Raw genomic sequence first — 21,126 nt, 5'->3', positions numbered from 1 at the left:
GAAGTCCTGATGGAGATCGCGGCCAAGCTGCCGTGGCAGGTCGGCCTCGCCTTGGCCTTCGTCGCTTACCTCATCTTTCATCACTTCGCCTTACTACCCCCCCATCATCCCCGCTTCCCTGGGCAGCAACGGCCCCGGCCCCACGCTGGGCGATAGAATGAGCCGCCAGTTGCTGGTGTCGTTTTCCTTTGTCTTTCAGTACCTCGTCCCACTCTGCTTCGTCTTGGGCGCTTTTATCTCCTACCGTACCCGCCGCCGGCAAGCTGAACTGCACCGCAACGTGTCGGCCAATCCAAGCCGGGAGACGCTGGAAAAGCTGTCGTGGCGAGAGTTCGAACACCTCACTGCCGAACTCTTCCGGCGCGAGGGCTTCCGTGTCGTGCAGCAGGGCGGGGATGGCCCCGACGGCGGCGTGGACCTGGAGCTGTACATGGGCAAAGACAAATACCTGGTGCAGTGCAAGCAGTGGAAAACCAGCAAGGTCGGCGTGGCCATCGTGCGCGAGCTGTACGGCGTCATGACCGCTCGCCATGCGGTGGGCGGCTACGTCGTAGCGTCGGGCGAATTCACCGAGGACGCCAAGCACTTCGCCGAAGGGCGCTCCATACGGTTGGTGCCGGCGCAAAAGGTGTTGGCCATGCTCCAGCAGCAGGCGGGGCAGCAGAGCACACCGTCACCCGCTACCTCGTCCGTGCCGGTGTGTCCAAGTTGCGCCAGCCCTATGGTGCTGCGCACGGCTCAGAAGGGCGAGCGGGCGGGGGAGAAGTTCTGGGGCTGTTCGCGATTCCCGGCGTGCCGGGGGATTAGGAAGGTGGGGTAAGCGGGCCTTTGGGGCCGCCTATTAATTAGTATGTGAGAAAACGCAATGTCACAGTCTACCGCTAAAGCCAGAGTTACTCTTAGCTTCGAGGCAAAACTCGGCGAGATGGAGTTCTTCCTAAAGATGATTGAGTCAGAGTGGAAAGCCACCATCTTGGAGCTAGAACAAAAAGGCCAGTTAAAAGACCTCACCCATCAAGAAAGAGTAAATTATTTCTTCAGTGGATTCTCCAACTCATTTCAATCAATAAAAGATGTCCTGAACTCTATAACTGGGGCTGCCCCTTGGAGTGCGTTCTCGTCAATTGAAAATTTCTCCTTTATCAAAAACTCAAGGAATGCAATCACTCATGACGGGCTTCAACTAATTAGCACCTTTAACGATGGTCGATATTACGTTGAGCACGCGGGTGGCTCACTGAGGCGCTATGATGATAAAAATAATGAGGTTGAGATACCTTGCCCAGCCGAGGAAATCGTTACTGTTTGTAAGCGGTTTTATTTAGATTTATTAAAAATAATAAAAGAGATAATCGAAGCCAATCCATTATCTTTTGAGGTTGGTAATCAAGACGTTTCCATCATGGTTGCACAATCTATAAATGAGAATTCAGTAGTTCCTGATTTTGTAAAGGATATGCTGAAAGGAAATAAAACACTAATTGGCGATGCAGTGGCGCAAATGGGGAAGTATAACAGCTCAGCACTTATCAAAAAAATAGATGAGCGAATCTCGAAAAGCTCTTCAGAAAGCACATAACTATGTGCTCAACCCACGATCACTTCGCTCGCTGGACTCGAAAAAGCTATGCCTTTGCTCGCCGGTTCGCAAAAATGTTCCTGAACGTCTGCTTCTCCAAATCTGCTACTACTGCTTTGGGTCGACTCTTGCCTTTTGTACTCGGCATTCTCTGCCATCCCCGTGCGGAGCCTCTGGCACCCGTACGTGCCGGGTAGGTCACGCATGACCTGACCCTATCTCCTCGCTTCCCACCTTACAGCTTTTCCCCCGCCTTCTTTGGTCCAGTAGCCGCTACGGCTTCAGCCGTAGCGGTGGGGCCGTCTCTCTTCGTCCCGCCGTGTAGGGGCCGGTGCGACTGTCAGACCCGTTCGAGCACGACCTCAGCCTGTGGATGCTGATCTGGTGGAGAACCCATCAGTACCAGCCCGGTGCGAAGTCGGGGTTGGCGATGCGCTCGCTGCGATCGAGCCCGGCGATGGCCTGCTGTTCTTCTTCGCTCAGGGTGAGGGTTGGCACATTCAGGTTGGCTGCCAGGTTGGCGCGCTGGGTCGACGACGGGATCACCGCGAAGCCTTGCTGCCGCAGCCAGGCGAGGGTGAACTGTTCCGGGGTGACGCCGTGCCGGGCGGCGATGCGCTGCAGCACCGGCTCCTGCATTACCTTCAGGGGATCAGCTGGTCGCGGCCCAGGTGTTCGGCCCACACCTTGGTGGTGACGAAGACCTCGTCGCGCGGGGCACGCCGCTGTGCGCCAGCGCCTGGCCGGCTTCGGCTTCGTTGTCGTCGATCTGGGCGGTGTCGATGTGGCGGTAGCCCAGTTCGAGGCCGGTCGTTACCGAGTCGATGACTTGTTGGTCCTCCTGGCGGAAGGTGCCGAGTCCGATGCGGGAATGGTCATGAGTGTTCCTTTGCTTGGATGGTAGTAGAGGGGGCGACGCGTATTACGACGCAGCGGCGACGGCGCGGCGGTCCAGGCGGCCACTCCAATGGGTGATGGCGAGCGCCAGCAGCACCACCAGCGCGCCGACCCAGGGCGTGGTCATCAGGCCGGCGTGTTCGACGATCAGCCCGCCGCCCCAGGCGCCGCCGGCGATGCCCAGGTTGAAGGCGGCGATGTTGAGGCCGGAGGCGACGTCCACCGCGTGCGGGGCGTGGCGTTCGGCCTGTTGCACCACGTAGAGCTGCAGGCCGGGCACGTTGCCGAAGGCGACCGCTCCCCACAGCAGCACCGTGGCCAGGGCGAGCCAGCTGTTGTGGGCGGTGAAGGTCAGCAGCAACAGCACGCCGGCCAGCAGCAGGAAGATGCGTTGCAGCGCGTGGATCGGGCCGTGACGGTCGGCGAGGCGGCCGCCCCAGAGGTTGCCGACAGCGACCGACACGCCGTAGACCAGCATTACCAGGCTGACGGCGCCGGCGCTGAAGCCGGACACCTGCTGCAGGATGGGGGCGAGGAAGGTGAAGGCGACGAAGGAGCCGCCGTAGCCGAGCGCGGTCTTGGCGTACACCATCAGTAGGCGCGGCTGGCGCAGCACGCCGAGCTGCTGCAGCAGCGAGGCCGGCGGGCTGTGGCGGATGGTGGCGGGCACGAACAGCAGGCTGCCGATGAAGGCGATCACGCCCAGCGCAGAGACGGCGAGGAAGGTTTCGCGCCAGCCGAAGTGCTGGCCGATGAAGGTGCCCAGCGGCACGCCGGTGACCAGCGCCACGGTGAGGCCGGTGAACATGGTGGCGATGGCGCTGGCGGCCTTGTCCTTGGCCACCAGGCCGGTGGCGATGGTGGAGCCGATGGAGAAGAACACGCCGTGCGCCAGACCGGTGAGCACGCGGGCCACGATCAGCGAGGCATAGCCCGGTGCTTGCCAGGCCAGCAGGTTGCCGACGGTGAACAACGCCATCAGTGCCAGTAGCAGTTGCTTGCGCGGCAGGCGGCCGGTGAGCGCGGTCAGGAGCGGCGCGCCGACGGCGACGCCGAGCGCGTAGAGGCTGACCAGCAAGCCGGCCGAGGGCAGGCTGACCTTGAGGTCGGCGGCGATGGTCGGAATCAGGCCGACGATGACGAATTCGGTGGTTCCGATGGCGAAGGCGCTGATGGTCAGCGCCAACAGGGCGATCGGCATGATGAGCACTCCGTGGGATGAGGGAGTGCTGAGTATCGCGGCTTTACTGTTGCAGAAAAATGCGGTCTGATGGCAAGGATATTTGACTGAAATGCAACAATAAAAACCAGTACCGAAGAACTGCTGGCCTTCGTCCGCGTCGTCGACGCCGGCTCCATCACGGCGGCGGCCGGGCAACTGGGGCAGACCACCTCCGGGGTGAGCCGGGCCTTGAGCCGGCTGGAGGACAAGCTCGCCACCACCTTGCTCAACCGCACCACGCGCCGGCTGGAGCTGACCGAGGAAGGGCGGCTGTTCCTGGGGCAGCAGCTGGCAGGACGGGGATGGTGAGGGCCTGGGCGCTTGCCGCGTGGCCAGGCTCCCGCCTTCCGTGTTTGAGTTCGTTCCGCGTCTTGCCTACACTTCGCCTGCAACGGCAGGCCGCCGCCAACGCCCCTCTGAACCCGGCCTGGCCGGACGGGACGGCCACTTCTTTTTCGAGGCGCCTCGCATGTCGACCGAACCCTCGCGCCAGCCCGGCGCGCTGAAAATGCCCGCGGCGACGCCCGCGATACCCCGCACGGTGTGGGCGCTGGGCTTCGTCAGCCTGTTCATGGACGTGTCGTCGGAGTTGACCCACAGCTTGCTGCCGCTGTTTCTGGCCGGGACGCTTGGCGCCAGCGCGCTGACCATCGGGGTGATCGAAGGCATCGCCGAGGCGACTGCCCTGATCGTCAAGATATTCTCTGGGGCCATCAGTGACTTCATCGGCCGGCGCAAGGGCCTGTTGCTGCTGGGGTATGGGCTGGCGGCGCTGACCAAGCCGTTGTTTCCGCTCGCCACCTCGGCCGAAACGGTGTTCGTCGCGCGCTTTCTCGACCGCATCGGTAAGGGTATCCGGGGGGCGCCGCGCGATGCGCTGGTGGCCGATATCGCGCCGGCCGAGATTCGCGGCGCCTGCTTCGGCCTGCGCCAGTCGATGGACACGGTGGGGGCGTTTCTCGGTCCCCTGCTGGCGATCGCGCTGATGGCGGCTTTCGCCGGCAATATTCCGCTGGTGTTGTGGTTCGCGGTGGCGCCCGCCACCGTGGCGGTGGGGCTGATCGTGGCTGGGGTGGACGAGCCCGGACACGGCCCGGCGGCGCATCGTTTCCGCTCGCCGATCCACTGGCGCGTGCTGCGCGAGTTTCCGGCGCCGTACTGGTGGGTGGTGGGGATCGGCGCGGTGTTCACGCTGGCCCGCTTCAGCGAGGCGTTCCTGGTGCTGCGTGCCCAGCAGTTGGGCTTGTCGGCCACCTGGGTGCCGGCGGTGATGGTGGTGATGTCGCTGGTCTACAGCCTGGCGGCGTATCCGGTGGGCCGGCTGTCGGACCGCATGAGCCGCACCGCCCTGCTGGGAGTGGGCTTGCTGTTCTTGGTGCTGGCGGACCTGGTGCTGGCCCGGGCGGGCTCGGTGGCGGGCCTCTTGACCGGCGTGGCGCTGTGGGGGCTGCACATGGGGTTCAGCCAGGGCATTCTGGCCACGCTGGTGGCCGACACCACGCCGGGTGGGCTGAAGGGCACGGCGTTCGGCGTGTTCAACCTGGTGAGTGGCGGCTGCATGTTGTGCGCCAGCGTGATCGCGGGCTGGCTGTGGCAGGCGCACGGCTCGGCCACGACCTTCTACGCCGGGGCGGTGTTCGCGCTGTCGGCCTTGCTGCTGCTGGGCGGCCGGCGCGGACGGCGGGCCCGGCCGGGGTGACCTTTCCGGTGCCGGGGCCGGATGGCGGCCAGACGGGGGATACGCGATGACATGGACCCAGTTGCTCGCGCAGTACGGTTACCTGGCGGTGTTCGTCGGTGCACTGCTGGAGGGCGAGACCGTGCTGGTGCTGGCGGGCTTTGCCGCGCACCAGGGTTATCTGTCGTTTTTCTGGGTGGTCGCGCTCGCCTTGTGCGGCGGCACGCTGGGCGACCAGACCTTCTTTTGGCTGGGGCGGCGCTACGGTACGGCGCTGCTGGAGCGTTTCCCGCGCTGGAAGCCGGGGGCGCAGCGGGCGAACCGGTTGTTGCGGCGGTTTCACGCCGCGCTGATCATCGGCGTGCGCTTCCTGTACGGGCTGCGCGTGGTCGGGCCGATGGCGATCGGCATGAGCGGGGTGCCGGTGTGGCGTTTTGCCGTGCTCAACCTGATTGGTGCGGCGCTCTGGGCGCTGCTGGTCGCCGGCGCCGGTTTCCTGTTTGGGCACGCGCTGCAATGGCTGTTTGCCGACATCAAGCGTTACGAGGAGGGGGCGTTGCTGCTGATCGCCGCCCTGGTGGTGGCGTTCGGTCTGTGGCGCCGCCTGCGGCAGCGCGGGGGGTGAACGGGGAGGGAGGAGTGAAGGTCGCTGCAAGGCAATAAGTCGTCGTTTCAAGACATGTCTTGGGCGAAGCAATGGCCATGATGGGGGCATGCCTACGCCTGTCCGGCCGCCGCTGGCCCTAGGGTGGTCGCGGGCGGGATGGGCGTGCGCGTCTTTGCAATGCGTCCCCGCCCGGGCGGGGGCTTTGGGTTTGTATTCCTGATGACGACTTTTCCTGTGCAGGCGTCGGCCGTGGGTGGCTGGCGCACCGTCTTGCGCTCGGTGGCGGCGTTGCTGCTGGGCTATACCATCCTGATGGCCGGCAACGGCCTGTTCACCACGCTCACCGCCTTGCGGCTGATCGGCAGCGGTTTGTCCACGACGCTGACCGGTCTGGTGCAGTCGCTGTATTACGTCGGTTTCTTCGCCGGCACCTTCGCCTGCGGCGGCCTGATCCGCCAGGTGGGCCATCACCGCGCCTTCGCCGTGATGGCGGCGACCATCACCTGCGTGGCGCTGGCGCAGTCGCTCGGGGTCAGCCCCTGGCTGTGGGCCTTGTGCCGCCTGCTGACCGGGATGGCGCTGGTGGGCATCTTCATGGTGATGGAGAGCTGGCTCAACGGCTGCGCCGCCAACCATCTGCGCGGCCAGGTGATGTCGGTGTACATGATCACGGGCTATCTCGGCATCAGCGCCGGGCAGTGGCTGCTGAATGTGCCGCTGTCGGCGAGCGGCAGCCTGTTCAGCGTGGTGGGCATCTTGTTTGCGCTGTCGGCGATTCCGGTGACGCTGACCACGCCGGGGACGCATCTGGGGGTGTCGCCCAATCTGCTCGAAACCATCTTCCGCCTGCTTGCCACGGTGCGTCAGATGGCGCGGCTGGCGCCGATCGGACTCGGCGCAACGCTGGTGGCGGGCGGCCTGAGCGGGGCGTTCTACACCATGATCCCGGTGTTCTTCGCGCGCCACGGTTACGGCGAGGCGGACATCGCCGAGTTCATGGGCTTGTCGATGCTGGCGGCGCTGTCGCTGCAGTGGCCGGTGGGGCGCTTGTCCGACCGGGTGGACCGGCGCACGCTGCTGGCGCGGCTGTGCCTGGCCATCGGCGCCATCGCCCTGGTGATCGCGTTGAGCGGCAAGACGGCGTGGATGCTGTGGCTGATCCTGGCCTACGTCAGCGTCACCTTCACCCTGTACGGCGTCGCCAGCGCCATCGTCAACGACGTGATGCCGCCGGAGTCGCGCATCGATACCAGTTCGGTGCTGCTGCTGGCGTTTGCCGCCGGCGGCATCGCCGGCCCGCTGCTGGTGTCGCTGTTCATGGACGGGCTCGGGCCGGCAGGCTATTTCTACTGTTCGGCGGTGCTGAGTTTCGGCCTGCTCGCGGTGATGGTGCGGTACCGCCCGCCAGCCCGAGACGCGTGAGCGCACCGCTTGCCACGCGCGGAGGCGGCGGCAATAATCGCGGCTCGTTGGCGAACAGGGAGACGGGCATGGTGATCGGTGAGGCGAGGGTGGAGCGGCTGGTGGTGCATCGCGTGGGCAATCCGGCGCGCGGCGAGCCGCTGCAGCTGTCGGAGCGCACCACCGCGGCCGACGACGGGGTGTCGGCGCTGATTCTCGACGGCTACCTCAAGGGTATCGTGTCGGACAAGAAGAAGTACCAGTTCGTGCACGAGTCCGACCTCAACCTCAACGAGCTCTATCACTATTCGCGCCAGTTCTTCCGCGACGAGCTGGATTTTCTCGAGCTGTCGCGGCGCATCGCGCGCCACCTCTACGCGCGCTCGCAGCATCCCAACATCAGCGCCGGCGACCTCTTGGTAGTACTGTTTTCCGGGCTCGCCGACGGCGACGAGCCGCAGCGCGCGCTGGGGGTGTTCAAGTCGGAGATCCGCGACGATTTCCTCACCGTGATCGAGTCCGGGGCAGTGTTCGATCTCGGCCACGCCTCCGGCATCAACCCGCGCTTGATCGACAAGGGGGCGCTGCTGTTGGAGCACGGGCCGACGGTGTACGCCGTGGACCGCCTGGGCCAGCAGGCCAAGTTCTGGCTCGACGACTTCCTGCAGGCGCTGCGCGTGCCCGATACCGCCTCGCGCAGCCGCATGGTGGCCGAGGTGGTGGAGCAGATCTCCGGCGAGATCGAGGATCCGCTGGCGCAGGCGCGTTTCAAGGACGAATGCCTGGCGCTGTGCCAGGCGGAAGAAGCGGTGTCGGCGGGCCAGGTGAGCGAGGTGGCGGAGCGCTTCGTGCCGCGCCAGCAGGTCGACCACGCTTTCGACAGCGCCGCCGAGTCGTACGGTTTCGCGCTCGACGATGAGGCGGCGGTGCCGGCGCAGGGCATGGCGCGGCGCCTGGAGCGCACCCTGAGCAAGGTGGGGGTGGGGCACGGTGTGAGCATGCTGCTGCCGTCCTCGCTCGGCCTGCAGAATTTCCACTCGCTGGATGACGGCGAGGGCGGGTTGACGCTGACGATCAAGCTGCGCCGCCGCGACTAGCGGCGCGCCGGGTTGGCCGAAGTCCGGCCGCCGGGGGCGATTATGTCTAGACAAGTTGGGGGCGTGCTATAGTGTCGGACATCGTTTCCTTACGCCGAGAGCGCGCCTCCATGTCCAGCACCGCCACCAAACCCGTTCCCGCCTACGCGCAAATCAAGGACTACGTCCGCCGCCAGATCGAGAGCGGCGCCTGGCCGGTGGATAGCCTGATCCCGTCCGAGCACGAGCTGGTCAAGCAGTTCGGGGTGTCGCGCATGACGGTGCACCGCGCGCTGCGCGAGCTGACCGCCGAGCAGGTGCTCACCCGGGTACAGGGGGCGGGCACCTTCGTCACCGGGCAGAAGTACCAGTCGACGCTGATCGAGATCAAGAGCATCGCCGAGGAGATCAAGAGCCGCGGCGACCAGCACAGCAGCGAGGTGCTGATCCTGGAGCGCACCAGCGACGCCAAGGCGCTGGCGGCGCTGGAACTGCCGGCCAAGGCCTACGCCTTCCACTCGCGCATCGTGCATTTCGAGAACGGCGTGCCGATCCAGCTGGAAGACCGTTTCGTCAATCCGCGCCTCTACCCGCACTACCTCGAGCAGGACTTCCACATCATCACCCCCAACGAATACATGACGCGCGAGGCGGCACTGCAGCGCGCCGAGTACGTCATCACCGCGCGCCTGCCGGACGCGGTGGCGCGCCATCGCCTGCAGATGGAGATCGGCGACCCCTGCCTGGTGCTGCACCGCCGCACCTGGGCGCACGATCAGGTGGCGACCGACGTCATGCTGTGGCACCCGGGCTCGCGCTTCCAGTTCAGCGGCCGCTTCTGAGGCGGTTTTTCCCGGTCGGGCTGTCGGCGCGCTGGTGCGGTGGCCGTGCACTTGTATAGACAATAGAGCTGCGCTACACTGGCTGAACTTGTATAGACATTAGGGCGCCCTGGCGGTCGCCCGACGGGAGAAGCCAGATGAGCAAGCCGCAGCACGACGCCGGCGACACGGCGACGGTGCCGGGTCGCCCCCCTCGCTACACGCTGATCCGCCGTGCGGCGCTGGAGGCGCGGCCGTGGAAGAACGGCGGCGGGGTGACACGCGAGATCGCCGTGTTCCCCGAGGGGGCCGGCATGGACGATTTCGTCTGGCGCGTGAGTCTGGCCGACGTCGCGGCGGCCGGGCCGTTCTCGCGTTTTCCCGGCGTCGACCGTACTCTGGTGCTGCTCTCCGGCGACGGCATGGTGTTGCATCAGGACGACGGCACGCAGCACGCGCTGGCTCGTCCGCTCGAGCTGGCCGTCTTTGCCGGCGAGACGCCGATCGACGCCACCCTGCACGGCGGCGCCACGCGCGACTTCAACCTGATGCTGCGCCGCGACGCCGCCCGGGGCCGCGTTGAGGTATGGCAGGGGGCCGGCCGCCACGTGCTCGACGGCGATGTGGTGCTGCTGTTCTGCGCGCAGGGCCGGGTCGAGCTATCTCTCGGCGACGACGCGCCGATGGCGCTCGAAGCCGACGACACCCTGCGCCTCGACGCCGCCGCCGCGCTTGCCTGCCGCGTGGAAGGCGACGGCGCACTGCTCGCCGTCAGCATCCGCCTGCTGCCGCTCACCCCTTCAGACCGTTCTTGAGGTTGGCCGATGACACTTTCCACCCACTCCCTGTTTGCCGAACGCGCGCTGCTGCCCGAGGGCTGGCGCCGTAACGTCCTGCTGCGCTGGGACGCGCATGGCCTGCTGAGCTCCGTCGAGGCCGACGCGCTACCGCCCGAGGGCGTCAAGCGTGCCGCCGGGCCGGTGATCGCCGGCATGCCGAACCTGCACTCGCACGCCTTCCAGCGCGCCATGGCCGGACTCACCGAGTACCTCGGCCATCCGCAGGACAGCTTCTGGAGCTGGCGCAGCCTGATGTACCGCTTCGCCGGACGGTTGACGCCGGACACGCTGGAGGCCGTGGCACGCCAGCTCTACGTCGAGATGGCCAAGGCCGGCTACACCTCGGTGTGCGAGTTCCACTACGTGCACCACGACGCCAACGGCAAGCCTTACGCCAATCCGGCCGAGCACTGCGAGCGTCTGATCGCCGCCGCCGCCGACGCTGGCATCGGCCTCACGCTGCTGCCGGTGCTGTACCAGCAAAGCGGTTTCGGCGGCAAGCCGCCGCTGCCGGAGCAGGCACGCTTCATCGCTAGTACCGACTGGATGCTCGATCTGCTGGCACGGTTGCGCCGCGACCATCCGCAGCATGCCGGCCTGCGCTACGGCGTGGCACCGCACTCGCTGCGTGCCGTCACGCCGGCCACGCTGGAAGCCTTGCGCAGCGGCCTGCACGGTGCCGACCCCGGCGCGCCGATCCACATTCACATCGCCGAGCAGACCAAGGAAGTCGACGACTGCGTGGCCGAGCTGGGCAAGCGCCCGGTGCGCTGGCTGCTCGACAACCAGCCGCTCGACGAACGCTGGTGCCTGGTGCACGCCACCCACATGACGCCGGACGAAACCGCCGACCTGGCGGCGAGCGGCGCGGTGGCCGGCATCTGCCCGACCACCGAGGCCAACCTCGGCGACGGCATCTTCGATGGCGTGAACTACCTCGCTGCCGGCGGCAACTGGGGTATCGGTTCGGACAGCCACGTCAGCGTGTCGCTGGTCGAGGAACTGCGCCTCCTGGAGTACAGCCAGCGCCTGCGCGACCGGCGCCGCAACGCGCTCGCCAGCGCCGACGCCCCGGTGGTGGCGGACCGGCTTTACGCCCAGGCGGTGGCTGGCGGCGCCCTGGCGACCGGGCGGCCGGTGGCGGGGCTGGCGATCGGTCAACGTGCCGACCTGCTGGTGCTCGATGCCGAACACCCCAACTTGGCGCAGCGCGTGGCTGACCAACTGCTGGCCGGGCTGGTGTTCTGCCAGCACGGCGAGACGCCGATCCGCGACGTCTACGCCGGCGGCCGGCGCATCGTCGCCGAGCGACGCCACGTTTCCGAGGCAGCAGCAGCGCGGGGCTATCGGCAGGCGCTGGCCGAGCTGCTGGGCTGAGAGCGGGTAAATAAATCGGCGGCGCGCTTCCATCCCGGCTCTGCGATGCTTGCTACGATTTCTTTCACCCGTTCTGACTCTTAAGCCTATTTCAGTAGGCGAGCGAGCCAAAACAGGTTGGGTGCCGCCAGCGCATAGGAACAGAATGTACACGGAGTACATGAGGATTCCGTATTGCTGAGCCAATCTCTGCGTGCAAATCTTCGATTTGCTCAGCGATAGATTGGCACGCAGTACTGCCGGCGCTCAAGATGTGAAGGCGCAGCCGCCTAATGAAATGGGCTCTTACCACTTCTGCACGGAATTGGACAATGGATACCCCGATCTACACCCTGCACCGCGGCAGCGCGCCGCTGTTGATCTCGATGCCGCACGTCGGCACCGAACTGCCGGCCGAATTGACCGGGCGCCTGGCGCCGGTGGCGGCCGAACTGGACGATACCGACTGGCACCTGCCGCGGCTGTATGACTTCGCCGTCGCACTGGGCGCCTCGATCCTGATCCCGCGTTACTCGCGCTACGTCGTCGACCTCAACCGCCCGCCGGACAACGCCAACCTCTACCCGGGCCAGGACACCACCGGGTTGTGCCCGGTCGACACCTTCGCCAAGGTGCCGCTATACCGCGCGGGCGAAGAGCCGGATGGCGCCGAGATCGAGCGCCGCGTCGAGCGCTACTGGCACCCCTACCACCAGGCGCTGCAGGACGAGCTGGCTCGCATCAAGGCCGAGCACGGCGTGGCGCTGTTGTGGGAGGCGCATTCGATCCGTTCCGAGGTGCCGCGCTTCTTCGAAGGCAAGCTGCCCGACTTCAACCTGGGCAGCGCCAGCGGCGCGTCCTGCGGCGCGGGCCTGGGCGAGCGTCTGCTGGCGGTGGCGCAGGGTTTCCCGGCCTACAGCGCGGTGCTCAACGGCCGCTTCAAGGGCGGCTACATCACCCGTGCCTACGGCCAGCCGGCCGACGGCGTGCATGCGATCCAGCTCGAGCTGTCGCTCGCCACCTACATGGAAGAGCAGGCGCCGTACGCCTACGACGAGGTACGGGCGGCACGGGTGCAGCCGGTGCTGCGCGCGCTGCTGGCGAGCCTGCTGCAGTGGGCGGATCGGCCGGCCTGAGAACGTGTGAATAAATCGGCGGCGCGGCCCCTGATCGAGGCTCATGGGCTGCTCGGTGCGTGCGAATCTCCGGTGGCGATTCGCCCAGCCATGATCCTCATGGATCGCATGTCCATTGCGGTTGCTGCGCGGCTCTTCACCTCGCCGAGGGGCGTTCGCGACGATTTCTTTCGCATGCTCTGACGCCTTGGCCGCCGCTGCGGCCCCGTTCCCGATGCCGTAGCGGTTCTCCTCGACGCGCTTGTCAGGCAGACTAGCGCTTATTCGCCATCGCTACGCCGTTCGTCTGATGAATCCCTCGCTGTCCGTCCGCCATTACCTGCCCGAAACGCAGGCTCACAGCCACGACCACGCCCAACTGGTGTTCGGGCTGGACGGCGCGTTGCAGGTGGACGTCGAAGGGCGTGCCGGGCGCGTCGCGGCGCAGCAGCTGGCGGTGATTCCCACCGCCTGCCGTCACGCCTTCGCCGGCGACGGTGCCAGCTCCTGCCTGGTGCTGGACGTCCCCGCCGACGCCGACGCGCTGGCGCGGCTGCTGGGCCGTGGTGCCGACGCCGTGTGCCGCCTGCTCGATACCCCGGGCACGCGGGCGCTGACGCCGGCGCTGGGGACGCTGGTGAGCGGACTGGCGGCCTTGCCGTCGCTCGACGACCAGGCCATCGGCCGCCACGGTGCCGCCCTGCTGCTGGCCGGGCTGGCCCAGCCCCAGCCGGCGCTGGCCTTGCCGGGCCTGCCGCTGGCCAGGCTCGACGCCTTCATCGACCGCCATTGCGCCCATCCGCTGCAGGTGCGCGATCTGGCCGAGCAGGCGGGACTGGCGCCGTCGCGGTTTCACGAACGCTTCCTCGCCGAGACCGGGCTGCGCCCGATGGAGTACGTGCGCCGCCGCCGGCTGCGCCTGGCGCGCCTGCTGCTCACCACCACCGCGTTGCCGGTGGGCGAGGTGGCGGCGCGCACGGGCTACGCCTCGCAGAGCGCCTTCACCAGCGCGCTGGTGCGCGAGTACGGCGAGACGCCGAGCGCGCTGCGCCGTGCCGCACGGGCGGAGTCGCGCGCCAAGCCGGCGTAGCCCCGCGACAGATTTTTTCTCTTTCCTTCACTACACTGCCGGACGTAATGGGGCAGAGCGCGTGCGCGCGCCGGCCCGCAACGGACCAACGGGAGTGATGGTGATTCAAGGTGTGTTGTACGGCCTCGCGGCCGGCGCCCTGTGGGGCATGGTGTTTCTGGCGCCGCGCGCGCTGTCGGCGTTCTCGCCGCTGGAGCTGGCCTCGTGCCGCTACCTGAGCTACGGCGTGGTGTCGTGGCTGATGCTGTGGCCGGTGTGGCGCACCGTGCGCGGGAAACTGCAGCGCGAGGACTGGCTGGCGCTGCTGCGCCTCTCGCTGATCGGCAACATCATCTACTACGTGCTGTTGATCAGCGCGGTGCAACTGGTCGGCATCGCGCCGACCTCGCTCATCATCGGCGTGCTGCCGGTGCTGACCACGTTGATCGGCAGCCGCGAGCACGGCGCCTTGCGCCTCTCCGCGCTGGCCTTGCCGCTGGCGCTGATCATGGCGGGGGTGGCGGCGATCAACCTCGACGTGTTCCTCTACGCGCCGGACCCGGCCCACGGCGGCGCCGGCTGGCTGGTCAAGCTTGGCGGCCTCGCCTGCGCTGTCGCTGCCCTGGTGTCGTGGACCTGGTACGCGGTGGCCAATGCGCGCTACCTGCGCCGCCACCCGCGCTTCAACAGCCACGAATGGTCGTTGCTGACCGGGGTGTGCACCGGGGCGCTGGCGCTGCTGCTGGCGTTGCCGGCGGGTTGGCTGGCGCTGTCGGCGCCGGCGTCGCCCAGGCGCGACTGGGGGCTGTTCGCCGGCATTACGGTGGCGGTGGCGCTGGGGGCTTCGGTGCTCGGCACCGGCTTCTGGAACGCCGCCAGCCGCCGCCTGCCGCTCACCCTGAGCGGCCAGCTGATCGTGTTCGAGACGCTGTTCGCGCTGTTCTACGGCTTCCTCTACGAGTGGCGCTGGCCGCGTCCGTTCGAGGGCCTGGCGATGCTGCTGCTGCTGGGCGGGGTGCTGTGGTCGTCGTGGCTGCACCTGCAGCCGGCGGAGCCTTTGGCCGACGAGATGCCGGTGTGAGAACCTGCTCTCAACGTGACTGCGGGTCGTGATCTCGGGTTGGGTGGACTGCGTGCAAATCTTCGATTTGCTCAGCGATCTGGAATCCTCATGGACTCCGTGTCCATGCCGGTTCCTGCGCTCCAGCCGCCCCTCGCTGACGACCGCTCGTTACACGTTGAGAACAGGTTCCGAACGGTCGTCATGCTCCACCGGCCATGACGGTGGCTCAGCCCAACCGGTCGTAGCCAGGATGGCCGGGCGGCACCAGTTCGGCGGCGAGGAAGTCGATGAAGGCGCGCACCGCCGGCACCAGCCCGCGTCGGCTCGGGAACACCGCGTGCAGGATGCCGCCGGGGATGACGTAGTTCGGTAGCAGCCGCATCAGTCGTCCTGTCGCCAGCGATTCGTGGCACAGCTGCGCCGGCAACAGCGCCACCCCCAGCCCGGCCTCGGCCGCCTCGGTCAGCACCATCAGGTCGTCGGTGATCAGCCGTGGCTGTTCGATCTGCACGCTGTAGTTGTGGCCGACCTCGTCGAGCAGTGCGAGATGGCCGCGCCCGTCCGGCCAGTTCATCGACAGCGCCGGCAGCCGCGCCACGTCGGCCGGGCTCGCCGGGGTGCCGTACTGTTCCAGCAAGGCGGGGCTCGCCACCAGCACCTGGCGGGCGATGCCGAGCCGGCGTGCCACCAGGCTGGCGCTGTCCTCGATCACGCTGCGCACCCGGATCGCCACGTCGATGCCGTCCTCAATCAGATCGACGCGGCGGTTGGTCGCCTCCAGCAGCAGTCGCACCTGCGGATGCTGCTGCATGAAGCGCGGCAGAATCGGACCGAGTTCGGTTTTGGCCAGCAGCTCCGGGCAGCTGACGCGGATCAGGCCGCGTGCCTCGGCGGTGACGCGCGAGACGCTCTCCTCGGCGGCGTCGGCTTCGGCCAACATGGCCTGGCAGTGGTCGTAGAAACTGGCGCCGACCTCGGTCAGCGCCAGCTTGCGCGTGGTGCGCTGCAGCAGGCGCACGCCGAGCTCTTCTTCCAGCCCGGCCACGCGCCGCGACAGGCGCGACTTGGGAATCCCCAGCACGCGGGAGGCGGCGTTGAAGCCGCCGTGTTCGACTACCTTGGCGAAGAACAGCAGATCGTTGAGGTCGCGCATGGCGATTGTCCTATGAGTGGAACAATGCTTCTTATTTTAGCTGTCTAGTGGCGATTGGCGATAAAACCTACTATGCACCTGTACCCACTTTTTACAGGAGCACCACCATGAAACTGCTTCACATCGATTCCAGCATCCTCGGCAACTCCGTTTCGCGTCAGCTGACCTCCGCCCTGGTCGACAACGTCCGTCGCCAGCATCCGGCTCTCGAAGTGAGCTACCGCGACCTGGCCGGGGCCGAAATCGCTCACCTGTCGGGCGAGATCATCGGCGCCAACTTCACGCCGGAAGCGGACTGGACCGCCACCCAGCGCAACGAGAAGGTGCTGACCGACGAGCTGATCGCCGAGTTCCTGGCCGCCGACGTGATCGTGATCGGTGCTCCGATGTACAACTTCTCGATCCCGTCGCAGCTCAAGGCCTGGATCGACCGCGTGGCCGCCGCCGGCCGCACCTTCAAGTACACCGAGAACGGTCCGGTCGGCCTGGCCGGCGGCAAGAAGGTGCTGGTCGCCTCCAGCCGTGGCGGCGTGTACTCCACCGAGCAGGGCCGCCTGATGGACTTCCAGGAAGACTACCTGAAGACCGTGCTGGGCTTCCTCGGCATCACCGACGTCGAGATCGTCCGTGCCGAAGCAGTCAACATGGGCGAAGACCAGCGCGCCACCGCGATTCATGCGGCCAAGTCGGCGATTGCTTCCATTGCCGTGTAAATCACGCTACGCAGGAAACCAAAAGGGGCTTCGGCCCCTTTTTTCATGCTGTCGCCCGCGCCGAGTCCGCGCTAGCATCAGGGTAGAGGAGGGCGTGGTATGGACATCCTGGCGCTGATCGGCGAACAAAGGTTGGCCGAAGCGGCGGAAAAGGGCGAGCTAAGCAATCTGGCCGGCGAGGGCCAGCCGTTGCCGGAGGACGACATCAGCCCCCTGGTGCCGCCCGAGCAGCGCATGGCCTGGCGCATCCTGAAGAACGCTGGCTACTTGCCGCCGGAACTGGAGGCGCGGCGCGAGGCGGTGCAGCTGGCCATGACGCTGGCCGACGCCGAGGGCGATGCGCTCTCGCGCGGACTCAAGCGCCTGGCGCTGCTCAACCAGCGTCTGACCGAGGTGGGGCTCCCTCCCGTGAGTGCCGAGGGGGCGTACGGCGCCAAGCTGCTGCGCCGGCTGGAGCGCTAGCGGGACGAACGGCGCTGCCGCAGCGGTGCGCCGTTTGTTAGGATGGAGGTTTTCCAGCCATCCATCCCGTCATCCCGGACCCGCCATGAGTCAATACTGGAGTTCCACCGTTTCCCGTCTCACGCCGTACACCCCCGGCGAGCAGCCGCAGCATCAGCGCCTGATCAAGCTCAACACCAACGAAAACCCCTATCCGCCGTCGCCGCGCGCCGTCGAGGCGATGGGCCGCGAGCTGGGCGCGTCGTTGCGTCTCTATCCCAATCCGGACAGCACGCCGCTCAAGGCCGCCATCGCACGCCGCCACGGCCTGACGCCGGCCCACGTGTTCGTCGGCAACGGCTCGGACGAGGTGCTGGCGCACGCCTTCTGCGCCCTGCTCAAGCACGAGCTGCCGCTCTTGTTCCCGGACATCAGCTACAGCTTCTACCCGACCTACTGCAAGCTCTACGACATCGACTACCGCACCGTGCCGCTGGCCGACGATTTCAGCCTCGATATCGACGACTACCTCGGCCCGTGCGGCGGCATCATCTTCCCCAACCCGAACGCGCCGACCGGCCGGCTGCTGGCGCTCGACGCGGTCGAACGTCTGCTCGCGGCCCAGCCGCAGCGCGTGGTGGTGGTGGACGAGGCCTACATCGACTTTGGCGGCGACAGTGCGATTTCGCTGGTCGAGCGCTACCCCAACCTGCTGGTGGTGCAGACGCTGTCCAAGTCGCGCTCGCTGGCCGGGCTGCGTGTCGGCTTCGCGGTGGGCCACCCGGCACTGATCGACGCGCTGGAACGGGTCAAGAACAGCTTCAACTCCTACCCCCTCGACCGCATGGCGATCGTCGGCGCGACCGCCGCGATCGAGGACGAGGAGCACTTCGACAGCACGCGCCGCGCCGTGATGGCGAGCCGTGACACGCTGACGGCGGGGCTGGAAGCGCTGGGCTTCGAGGTGTTGCCGTCGGCCGCCAACTTCGTGTTCGCGCGCCATCCCGGCCACGACGCCGCCACGCTGGCCGCCGCGCTGCGCAGCGAGGGCATCATCGTGCGCCACTTCAACGCCCCGCGCATCGCGCAGTTCCTGCGCATCACCGTCGGCACCGACGCCGAGTGCCAGGCGCTGCTGGAGTCGCTGCGCGCCAGGCTGGGCTGAGTCCGCCGTCTTCCACCACGGCCGGACAGCATCATGGCCGCCGTCGCTTGCGCGATGGCGGCCATGTTTTTTCCCGGGCGGCCTTACTCCGACGTGCCCCCGATCCGTTCGAGCAGGGAGGGGGACACCGTGGCGCAGCGGGGACTCAACGGGGCGCGGCGCGGCTGGCGCCGATCACCCCGGCCACGATCAGCGCCATGCCGAGCAGCGAGCCGGCGCCGGGCATTTCCCCGAACAGCGGCAGGGCTAGCAGCGAGGCCAGCACCGGGGTCAGCGCACCAGCGGCAGAAGCCGTCTCGGCGCCGAGGCGCGAGATGGCGATGGCGTAGCACAGCGTCGAGACCAGCCCCACCCCCAGCCCCTGGATCAGTCCCTGCAGCGCCAGCTGGCTGGCCGGCAGCGTCTGCAGCCCGAGCGGGGGATGCAGCAGCAGCCACGGCAGCAGCAACGCCAGCGAACCGGTCGAGATCAGCGCCGCGCCTTCCAGCGGCGACAGCCCGGAGCGGCGCAGCGCCAGCGTGTAGTTGGCCCACATCAGGCTGCCCAGCAGGAACAGCGCGTAACCCCGCCCCAGCTCGCCCTGGCCGTGGTTGAGCGTCATTAGCACCAGCACCCCGGCGCCGATCAGCAGCAAGGCCGGCAGCCGCGCCGCCGGCGGGCGCTGGCGGTACAGCAGCGTGCCGAGCAGGGCGACGCACAGCGGCAGGGTGCCGGGAATCAGCGTGCTGCCATCGGCCACCGGGGCATGGCGCATGCCGAGGCCGGCGATCAGGAAGTAGGGCAGCCCGGCTCCCACCAGGATCGACGCCAAGAGCGGCCACGGCACCGCCGCGATGCGGCGCCAGCGCCGCACCAGCAAGGGCAGGAAGCCGAGACCGGCCGGGGCGAAGCGGATCAGTGCCAGCTCCTCGGGGCGCAGCTGGGCGCGTGCGCCGGCGCGCAGCGACACGAAGAAGCTGGACCAGATCAGCACGGTCACGGCCAGCGCGGCGAGGCCGGCGACGAGGCCGGAGCGCGGGGCGGCGGCGGGCAGGGCGAGGGTGGCGGCGGACATGGCACGGCTCCGTAGGTGGAATAAGCCGATTATCGGCGCACCAGCGGAGGGTTATCCGGCAAAATGCGGTAAAGATGCCGTCTTTATTGGTGGAAGCCGGCGCAAAAATCGCTATAGTTGGTTGATTCGACCAACGAGGGCATGGCCATGGACCGCATCGACCGGCAACTGCTGGAACTGCTGCAACGCGAGGGGCGCCTCAGCACCGCCGAACTGGCCGAACGCGTGGCGCTGTCGCCCACCCCGGTGGCGCGCCGACTCAAGCGGCTGGAGGAGGAGGGGTTCATTAGCGGCTACCGCGCGGTGCTGGACCGCCGGCGGCTCAAGCTCGCCACCACGGTGTTCGTCAGCGTGCGACTGATGCATCACAGGGAGGACGCCTCGCGCCTGTTCGAGGACGCGGTGCAACTGATGGACGAGGTGATCAGCTGTCACGTGGTGTCGGGCGCCTACGATTACCTGCTGGAAGTGGTGGTGCCCGACCTGCCCGGCTACGAGCGCGTGGTGCGCAAGCTGCAGACGCTGAGCATGGTGCAGGACATGACCAGCAACTTCGCGATCCGCCCGGTCAAGACAGGCGCGCCGCTGCCGCTCGACGGGCTGGAGTGAGTGCGAGGCGAAAGGTTGGCCGAAGCACGGCCAACGCTCGATTCAGCAGAGGGAATGGGATGGTCGGATGGGCGAAGCGCCGCGTCACCCATCGCCCGAAGGGTGACATCACCTGATGGGTTACGGCGCTGACCGAGCGTGGCAAGCATGGCGTCGCGAAGAGTGGCCCCTCCACCCATCCTACGATTGCGCCCCGCCAGGGGAGAGTCCGCTGACAGCCAGGTTGCAGGATGGATGCAGCGCAGCGCAAGCCATCGCCCACCCGGAGCGCAGGACGCGCGCCGCCATCCTGGCTGCCGTATTACAGCCAGTCGCGCGCCGGCAAAAACTTCTCGTACAGCGCCGCCTCGGGCGAACCCGCTTCGGGCTGGTAGCCGTATTCCCAGCGTACCAGCGGCGGCATCGACATCAGGATCGACTCGGTGCGCCCGCCCGACTGCAGGCCGAACAGCGTACCGCGGTCCCACACCAGGTTGAATTCGACGTAGCGGCCGCGCCGGTAGAGCTGGAACTGGCGCTCGCGCTCGCCCCACGGCGTGTCCTTGCGCCGCGCCACGATCGGCAGGTAGGCGTCGAGGTAGCCGTTGCCCACCGCCTGCAGGAAGGCGAAGCTCTGCTCGAAGCCCCAGGCGTTGAGGTCGTCGAAAAACAGGCCGCCGACGCCGCGCGCCTCGTGGCGGTGCTTGAGGAAGAAGTACTCGTCGCACCACTGCTTGTAGTGGGGATAGACCTCGGCGCCGAACGGCTGGCACAGGTCGTGCGCCACGCGGTGCCAGTGCACCGCATCCTCCTCGAAGCCGTAGAACGGCGTCAGGTCGAAGCCGCCGCCGAACCACCACACCGGCGCCTCGCCTTCCTTCTCGGCGATGAAGAAGCGCACGTTGGCGTGGCTGGTGGGAACGTAGGGGTTCTCCGGATGCACCACCAGCGACACGCCCATCGCCTCCCAGCGCCGGCCTGCCAGCTCCGGACGATGGGCAGTGGCCGACGGCGGCAGCGTATCGCCGGTGACGTGGGAGAAGTTGACGCCGGCCTGCTCGAACACCGCGCCGCCGGTCAGCACGCGGCTCCTGCCGCCGCCGCCCTGCTCGCGCTGCCAGCTGTCCTCGACGAACGACGCGCCGCCGTCGGCCGTTTGCAGCGCGGCGCAGATGCGGTCCTGCAGGTCGGTGAGGAAGGCGTGCACCACCGTAGAGGAAAAGTGACTCATTCGCGGTATCCTAGCGTGATCGTTAGCGCGGCATTGTAACCGACAGCGCCGCCCGGCA

General features: G+C 67.2%; 22 protein-coding genes and 1 other RNA gene. 18 read left to right on the top strand and 5 right to left on the bottom strand.

Going from position 1 to position 21,126, the window contains the following annotated elements:
• Nucleotides 1-157 precede the first annotated feature (157 nt).
• Nucleotides 158-820 carry a restriction endonuclease gene (locus tag B9N72_RS04340; protein ID WP_234985879.1) on the top strand — a complete coding sequence of 221 codons (663 nt, stop codon included), beginning with the start codon at nucleotides 158-160 and terminating at the stop codon, nucleotides 818-820.
• 45 nt (nucleotides 821-865) lie between these two features.
• Nucleotides 866-1,579 (top strand): hypothetical protein, encoded by a 714-nt coding sequence (locus tag B9N72_RS04335; RefSeq protein ID WP_085275204.1) that lies wholly within the window; start codon nucleotides 866-868, stop codon nucleotides 1,577-1,579.
• A gap of 396 nt (nucleotides 1,580-1,975) precedes the next feature.
• Here B9N72_RS04335 and B9N72_RS21380 read toward each other — a convergent pair whose 3' ends face one another.
• Together B9N72_RS21380 and B9N72_RS04325 are read right to left on the bottom strand one after the other, a co-directional pair.
• Complete coding sequence (locus B9N72_RS21380; RefSeq protein WP_234985878.1) at nucleotides 1,976-2,218, bottom strand: aldo/keto reductase; 243 nt, start codon at nucleotides 2,216-2,218, stop codon at nucleotides 1,976-1,978.
• Between the two features lie 283 nt (nucleotides 2,219-2,501).
• The gene (locus tag B9N72_RS04325; protein ID WP_085275203.1) at nucleotides 2,502-3,677 is read right to left on the bottom strand and encodes an MFS transporter; all 1,176 of its coding nucleotides are present in this window, start codon (nucleotides 3,675-3,677) and stop codon (nucleotides 2,502-2,504) included.
• A gap of 99 nt (nucleotides 3,678-3,776) precedes the next feature.
• Between B9N72_RS04325 and B9N72_RS04320 the strand changes: the two genes are divergently transcribed.
• The 12 genes from B9N72_RS04320 to B9N72_RS04265 all read left to right on the top strand — a co-directional run bounded on the left by B9N72_RS04320 (nucleotide 3,777) and on the right by B9N72_RS04265 (nucleotide 14,907).
• Nucleotides 3,777-4,007, top strand: a complete 231-nt coding sequence (locus B9N72_RS04320; protein WP_085275202.1) for a LysR family transcriptional regulator — start codon at nucleotides 3,777-3,779, stop codon at nucleotides 4,005-4,007.
• 160 nt (nucleotides 4,008-4,167) lie between these two features.
• The gene (locus tag B9N72_RS04315; protein ID WP_085275201.1) at nucleotides 4,168-5,397 is read left to right on the top strand and encodes an MFS transporter; all 1,230 of its coding nucleotides are present in this window, start codon (nucleotides 4,168-4,170) and stop codon (nucleotides 5,395-5,397) included.
• Between the two features lie 46 nt (nucleotides 5,398-5,443).
• Nucleotides 5,444-6,001, top strand: coding sequence for a DedA family protein (locus B9N72_RS04310; protein WP_085275200.1), 558 nt, complete (start codon nucleotides 5,444-5,446; stop codon nucleotides 5,999-6,001).
• 201 nt (nucleotides 6,002-6,202) lie between these two features.
• A complete protein-coding gene (locus B9N72_RS04305; RefSeq protein ID WP_234985877.1) occupies nucleotides 6,203-7,405 on the top strand; it encodes an MFS transporter in 1,203 nt (400 codons plus the stop codon).
• A gap of 68 nt (nucleotides 7,406-7,473) precedes the next feature.
• Nucleotides 7,474-8,481, top strand: coding sequence for a nucleoid-associated protein (locus tag B9N72_RS04300; protein WP_085275198.1), 1,008 nt, complete (start codon nucleotides 7,474-7,476; stop codon nucleotides 8,479-8,481).
• A 110-nt stretch (nucleotides 8,482-8,591) separates the two neighbouring features.
• On the top strand, nucleotides 8,592-9,302 hold the full coding sequence (gene hutC / locus B9N72_RS04295) for a histidine utilization repressor (protein WP_085275197.1): 711 nt from the start codon (nucleotides 8,592-8,594) through the stop codon (nucleotides 9,300-9,302).
• A gap of 137 nt (nucleotides 9,303-9,439) precedes the next feature.
• Nucleotides 9,440-10,096, top strand: coding sequence for a HutD/Ves family protein (locus B9N72_RS04290; protein WP_085275196.1), 657 nt, complete (start codon nucleotides 9,440-9,442; stop codon nucleotides 10,094-10,096).
• A gap of 9 nt (nucleotides 10,097-10,105) precedes the next feature.
• A complete protein-coding gene (locus B9N72_RS04285) occupies nucleotides 10,106-11,497 on the top strand; it encodes a formimidoylglutamate deiminase (protein WP_085275195.1) in 1,392 nt (463 codons plus the stop codon).
• A gap of 311 nt (nucleotides 11,498-11,808) precedes the next feature.
• Nucleotides 11,809-12,612 carry an N-formylglutamate deformylase gene (gene hutG, locus B9N72_RS04280; RefSeq protein WP_085275194.1) on the top strand — a complete coding sequence of 268 codons (804 nt, stop codon included), beginning with the start codon at nucleotides 11,809-11,811 and terminating at the stop codon, nucleotides 12,610-12,612.
• Between the two features lie 289 nt (nucleotides 12,613-12,901).
• Complete coding sequence (locus tag B9N72_RS04275; RefSeq protein WP_085275193.1) at nucleotides 12,902-13,681, top strand: helix-turn-helix domain-containing protein; 780 nt, start codon at nucleotides 12,902-12,904, stop codon at nucleotides 13,679-13,681.
• A gap of 97 nt (nucleotides 13,682-13,778) precedes the next feature.
• The gene (locus B9N72_RS04270) at nucleotides 13,779-14,741 is read left to right on the top strand and encodes a DMT family transporter (RefSeq protein WP_085275192.1); all 963 of its coding nucleotides are present in this window, start codon (nucleotides 13,779-13,781) and stop codon (nucleotides 14,739-14,741) included.
• 90 nt (nucleotides 14,742-14,831) lie between these two features.
• Nucleotides 14,832-14,907: non-coding RNA, sX9 sRNA (locus B9N72_RS04265), on the top strand.
• Nucleotides 14,908-14,949: 42 nt separating this feature from the next.
• Here the strand turns inward: B9N72_RS04265 and B9N72_RS04260 are convergent.
• Nucleotides 14,950-15,876: a LysR substrate-binding domain-containing protein gene (locus B9N72_RS04260; protein ID WP_085275191.1), complete on the bottom strand. Its 927-nt coding sequence runs from the start codon at nucleotides 15,874-15,876 to the stop codon at nucleotides 14,950-14,952.
• A gap of 107 nt (nucleotides 15,877-15,983) precedes the next feature.
• On the opposite strand from B9N72_RS04260, the gene B9N72_RS04255 reads away from it, so the two are divergent.
• The 3 genes from B9N72_RS04255 (at nucleotide 15,984) to hisC (ending at nucleotide 18,195) form a co-directional block, all read left to right on the top strand.
• Nucleotides 15,984-16,589 carry an FMN-dependent NADH-azoreductase gene (locus B9N72_RS04255; protein WP_085275190.1) on the top strand — a complete coding sequence of 202 codons (606 nt, stop codon included), beginning with the start codon at nucleotides 15,984-15,986 and terminating at the stop codon, nucleotides 16,587-16,589.
• A 99-nt stretch (nucleotides 16,590-16,688) separates the two neighbouring features.
• Complete coding sequence (locus B9N72_RS04250; RefSeq protein ID WP_085275189.1) at nucleotides 16,689-17,051, top strand: DnaJ family domain-containing protein; 363 nt, start codon at nucleotides 16,689-16,691, stop codon at nucleotides 17,049-17,051.
• A gap of 85 nt (nucleotides 17,052-17,136) precedes the next feature.
• A complete protein-coding gene (hisC, locus tag B9N72_RS04245) occupies nucleotides 17,137-18,195 on the top strand; it encodes a histidinol-phosphate transaminase (protein WP_085275188.1) in 1,059 nt (352 codons plus the stop codon).
• Between the two features lie 145 nt (nucleotides 18,196-18,340).
• Here the strand turns inward: hisC and B9N72_RS04240 are convergent, their stop codons facing one another.
• Nucleotides 18,341-19,249 (bottom strand): DMT family transporter, encoded by a 909-nt coding sequence (locus B9N72_RS04240; protein ID WP_085275187.1) that lies wholly within the window; start codon nucleotides 19,247-19,249, stop codon nucleotides 18,341-18,343.
• Between the two features lie 147 nt (nucleotides 19,250-19,396).
• On the opposite strand from B9N72_RS04240, the gene B9N72_RS04235 reads away from it, so the two are divergent.
• Nucleotides 19,397-19,858 (top strand): Lrp/AsnC family transcriptional regulator, encoded by a 462-nt coding sequence (locus B9N72_RS04235; RefSeq protein WP_085275275.1) that lies wholly within the window; start codon nucleotides 19,397-19,399, stop codon nucleotides 19,856-19,858.
• Nucleotides 19,859-20,159: 301 nt separating this feature from the next.
• Here the strand turns inward: B9N72_RS04235 and hemF are convergent, their stop codons facing one another.
• Nucleotides 20,160-21,068 carry an oxygen-dependent coproporphyrinogen oxidase gene (gene hemF, locus B9N72_RS04230; protein ID WP_085275186.1) on the bottom strand — a complete coding sequence of 303 codons (909 nt, stop codon included), beginning with the start codon at nucleotides 21,066-21,068 and terminating at the stop codon, nucleotides 20,160-20,162.
• Nucleotides 21,069-21,126: the final 58 nt, after the last annotated feature.

It is taken from the genome of Pseudogulbenkiania subflava DSM 22618 (assembly GCF_900177275.1).
GTDB lineage: Bacteria > Pseudomonadota > Gammaproteobacteria > Burkholderiales > Chromobacteriaceae > Pseudogulbenkiania > Pseudogulbenkiania subflava.
The sequence above is the reverse complement of the archived record's forward strand: the minus strand, read 5'-3'. Positions and strand labels throughout refer to the sequence as shown.

What these genes read in the sequence shown, in the direction of transcription:
- B9N72_RS04340 (WP_234985879.1), top strand. Translation starts at nt 158, where the DNA reads ATGAGCCGCCAGTTGCTGGTGTCGTTTTCCTTTGTCTTTCAGTACCTC.
- B9N72_RS04335 (WP_085275204.1), top strand. Translation starts at nt 866, where the DNA reads ATGTCACAGTCTACCGCTAAAGCCAGAGTTACTCTTAGCTTCGAGGCA.
- B9N72_RS21380 (WP_234985878.1), bottom strand. Translation starts at nt 2,218, where the DNA reads ATGCAGGAGCCGGTGCTGCAGCGCATCGCCGCCCGGCACGGCGTCACC.
- B9N72_RS04325 (WP_085275203.1), bottom strand. Translation starts at nt 3,677, where the DNA reads ATGCCGATCGCCCTGTTGGCGCTGACCATCAGCGCCTTCGCCATCGGA.
- B9N72_RS04315 (WP_085275201.1), top strand. Translation starts at nt 4,168, where the DNA reads ATGTCGACCGAACCCTCGCGCCAGCCCGGCGCGCTGAAAATGCCCGCG.
- B9N72_RS04310 (WP_085275200.1), top strand. Translation starts at nt 5,444, where the DNA reads ATGACATGGACCCAGTTGCTCGCGCAGTACGGTTACCTGGCGGTGTTC.
- B9N72_RS04305 (WP_234985877.1), top strand. Translation starts at nt 6,203, where the DNA reads ATGACGACTTTTCCTGTGCAGGCGTCGGCCGTGGGTGGCTGGCGCACC.
- B9N72_RS04300 (WP_085275198.1), top strand. Translation starts at nt 7,474, where the DNA reads ATGGTGATCGGTGAGGCGAGGGTGGAGCGGCTGGTGGTGCATCGCGTG.
- hutC (WP_085275197.1), top strand. Translation starts at nt 8,592, where the DNA reads ATGTCCAGCACCGCCACCAAACCCGTTCCCGCCTACGCGCAAATCAAG.
- B9N72_RS04290 (WP_085275196.1), top strand. Translation starts at nt 9,440, where the DNA reads ATGAGCAAGCCGCAGCACGACGCCGGCGACACGGCGACGGTGCCGGGT.
- B9N72_RS04285 (WP_085275195.1), top strand. Translation starts at nt 10,106, where the DNA reads ATGACACTTTCCACCCACTCCCTGTTTGCCGAACGCGCGCTGCTGCCC.
- hutG (WP_085275194.1), top strand. Translation starts at nt 11,809, where the DNA reads ATGGATACCCCGATCTACACCCTGCACCGCGGCAGCGCGCCGCTGTTG.
- B9N72_RS04275 (WP_085275193.1), top strand. Translation starts at nt 12,902, where the DNA reads ATGAATCCCTCGCTGTCCGTCCGCCATTACCTGCCCGAAACGCAGGCT.
- B9N72_RS04270 (WP_085275192.1), top strand. Translation starts at nt 13,779, where the DNA reads ATGGTGATTCAAGGTGTGTTGTACGGCCTCGCGGCCGGCGCCCTGTGG.
- B9N72_RS04260 (WP_085275191.1), bottom strand. Translation starts at nt 15,876, where the DNA reads ATGCGCGACCTCAACGATCTGCTGTTCTTCGCCAAGGTAGTCGAACAC.
- B9N72_RS04255 (WP_085275190.1), top strand. Translation starts at nt 15,984, where the DNA reads ATGAAACTGCTTCACATCGATTCCAGCATCCTCGGCAACTCCGTTTCG.
- B9N72_RS04250 (WP_085275189.1), top strand. Translation starts at nt 16,689, where the DNA reads ATGGACATCCTGGCGCTGATCGGCGAACAAAGGTTGGCCGAAGCGGCG.
- hisC (WP_085275188.1), top strand. Translation starts at nt 17,137, where the DNA reads ATGAGTCAATACTGGAGTTCCACCGTTTCCCGTCTCACGCCGTACACC.
- B9N72_RS04240 (WP_085275187.1), bottom strand. Translation starts at nt 19,249, where the DNA reads ATGTCCGCCGCCACCCTCGCCCTGCCCGCCGCCGCCCCGCGCTCCGGC.
- B9N72_RS04235 (WP_085275275.1), top strand. Translation starts at nt 19,397, where the DNA reads ATGGACCGCATCGACCGGCAACTGCTGGAACTGCTGCAACGCGAGGGG.
- hemF (WP_085275186.1), bottom strand. Translation starts at nt 21,068, where the DNA reads ATGAGTCACTTTTCCTCTACGGTGGTGCACGCCTTCCTCACCGACCTG.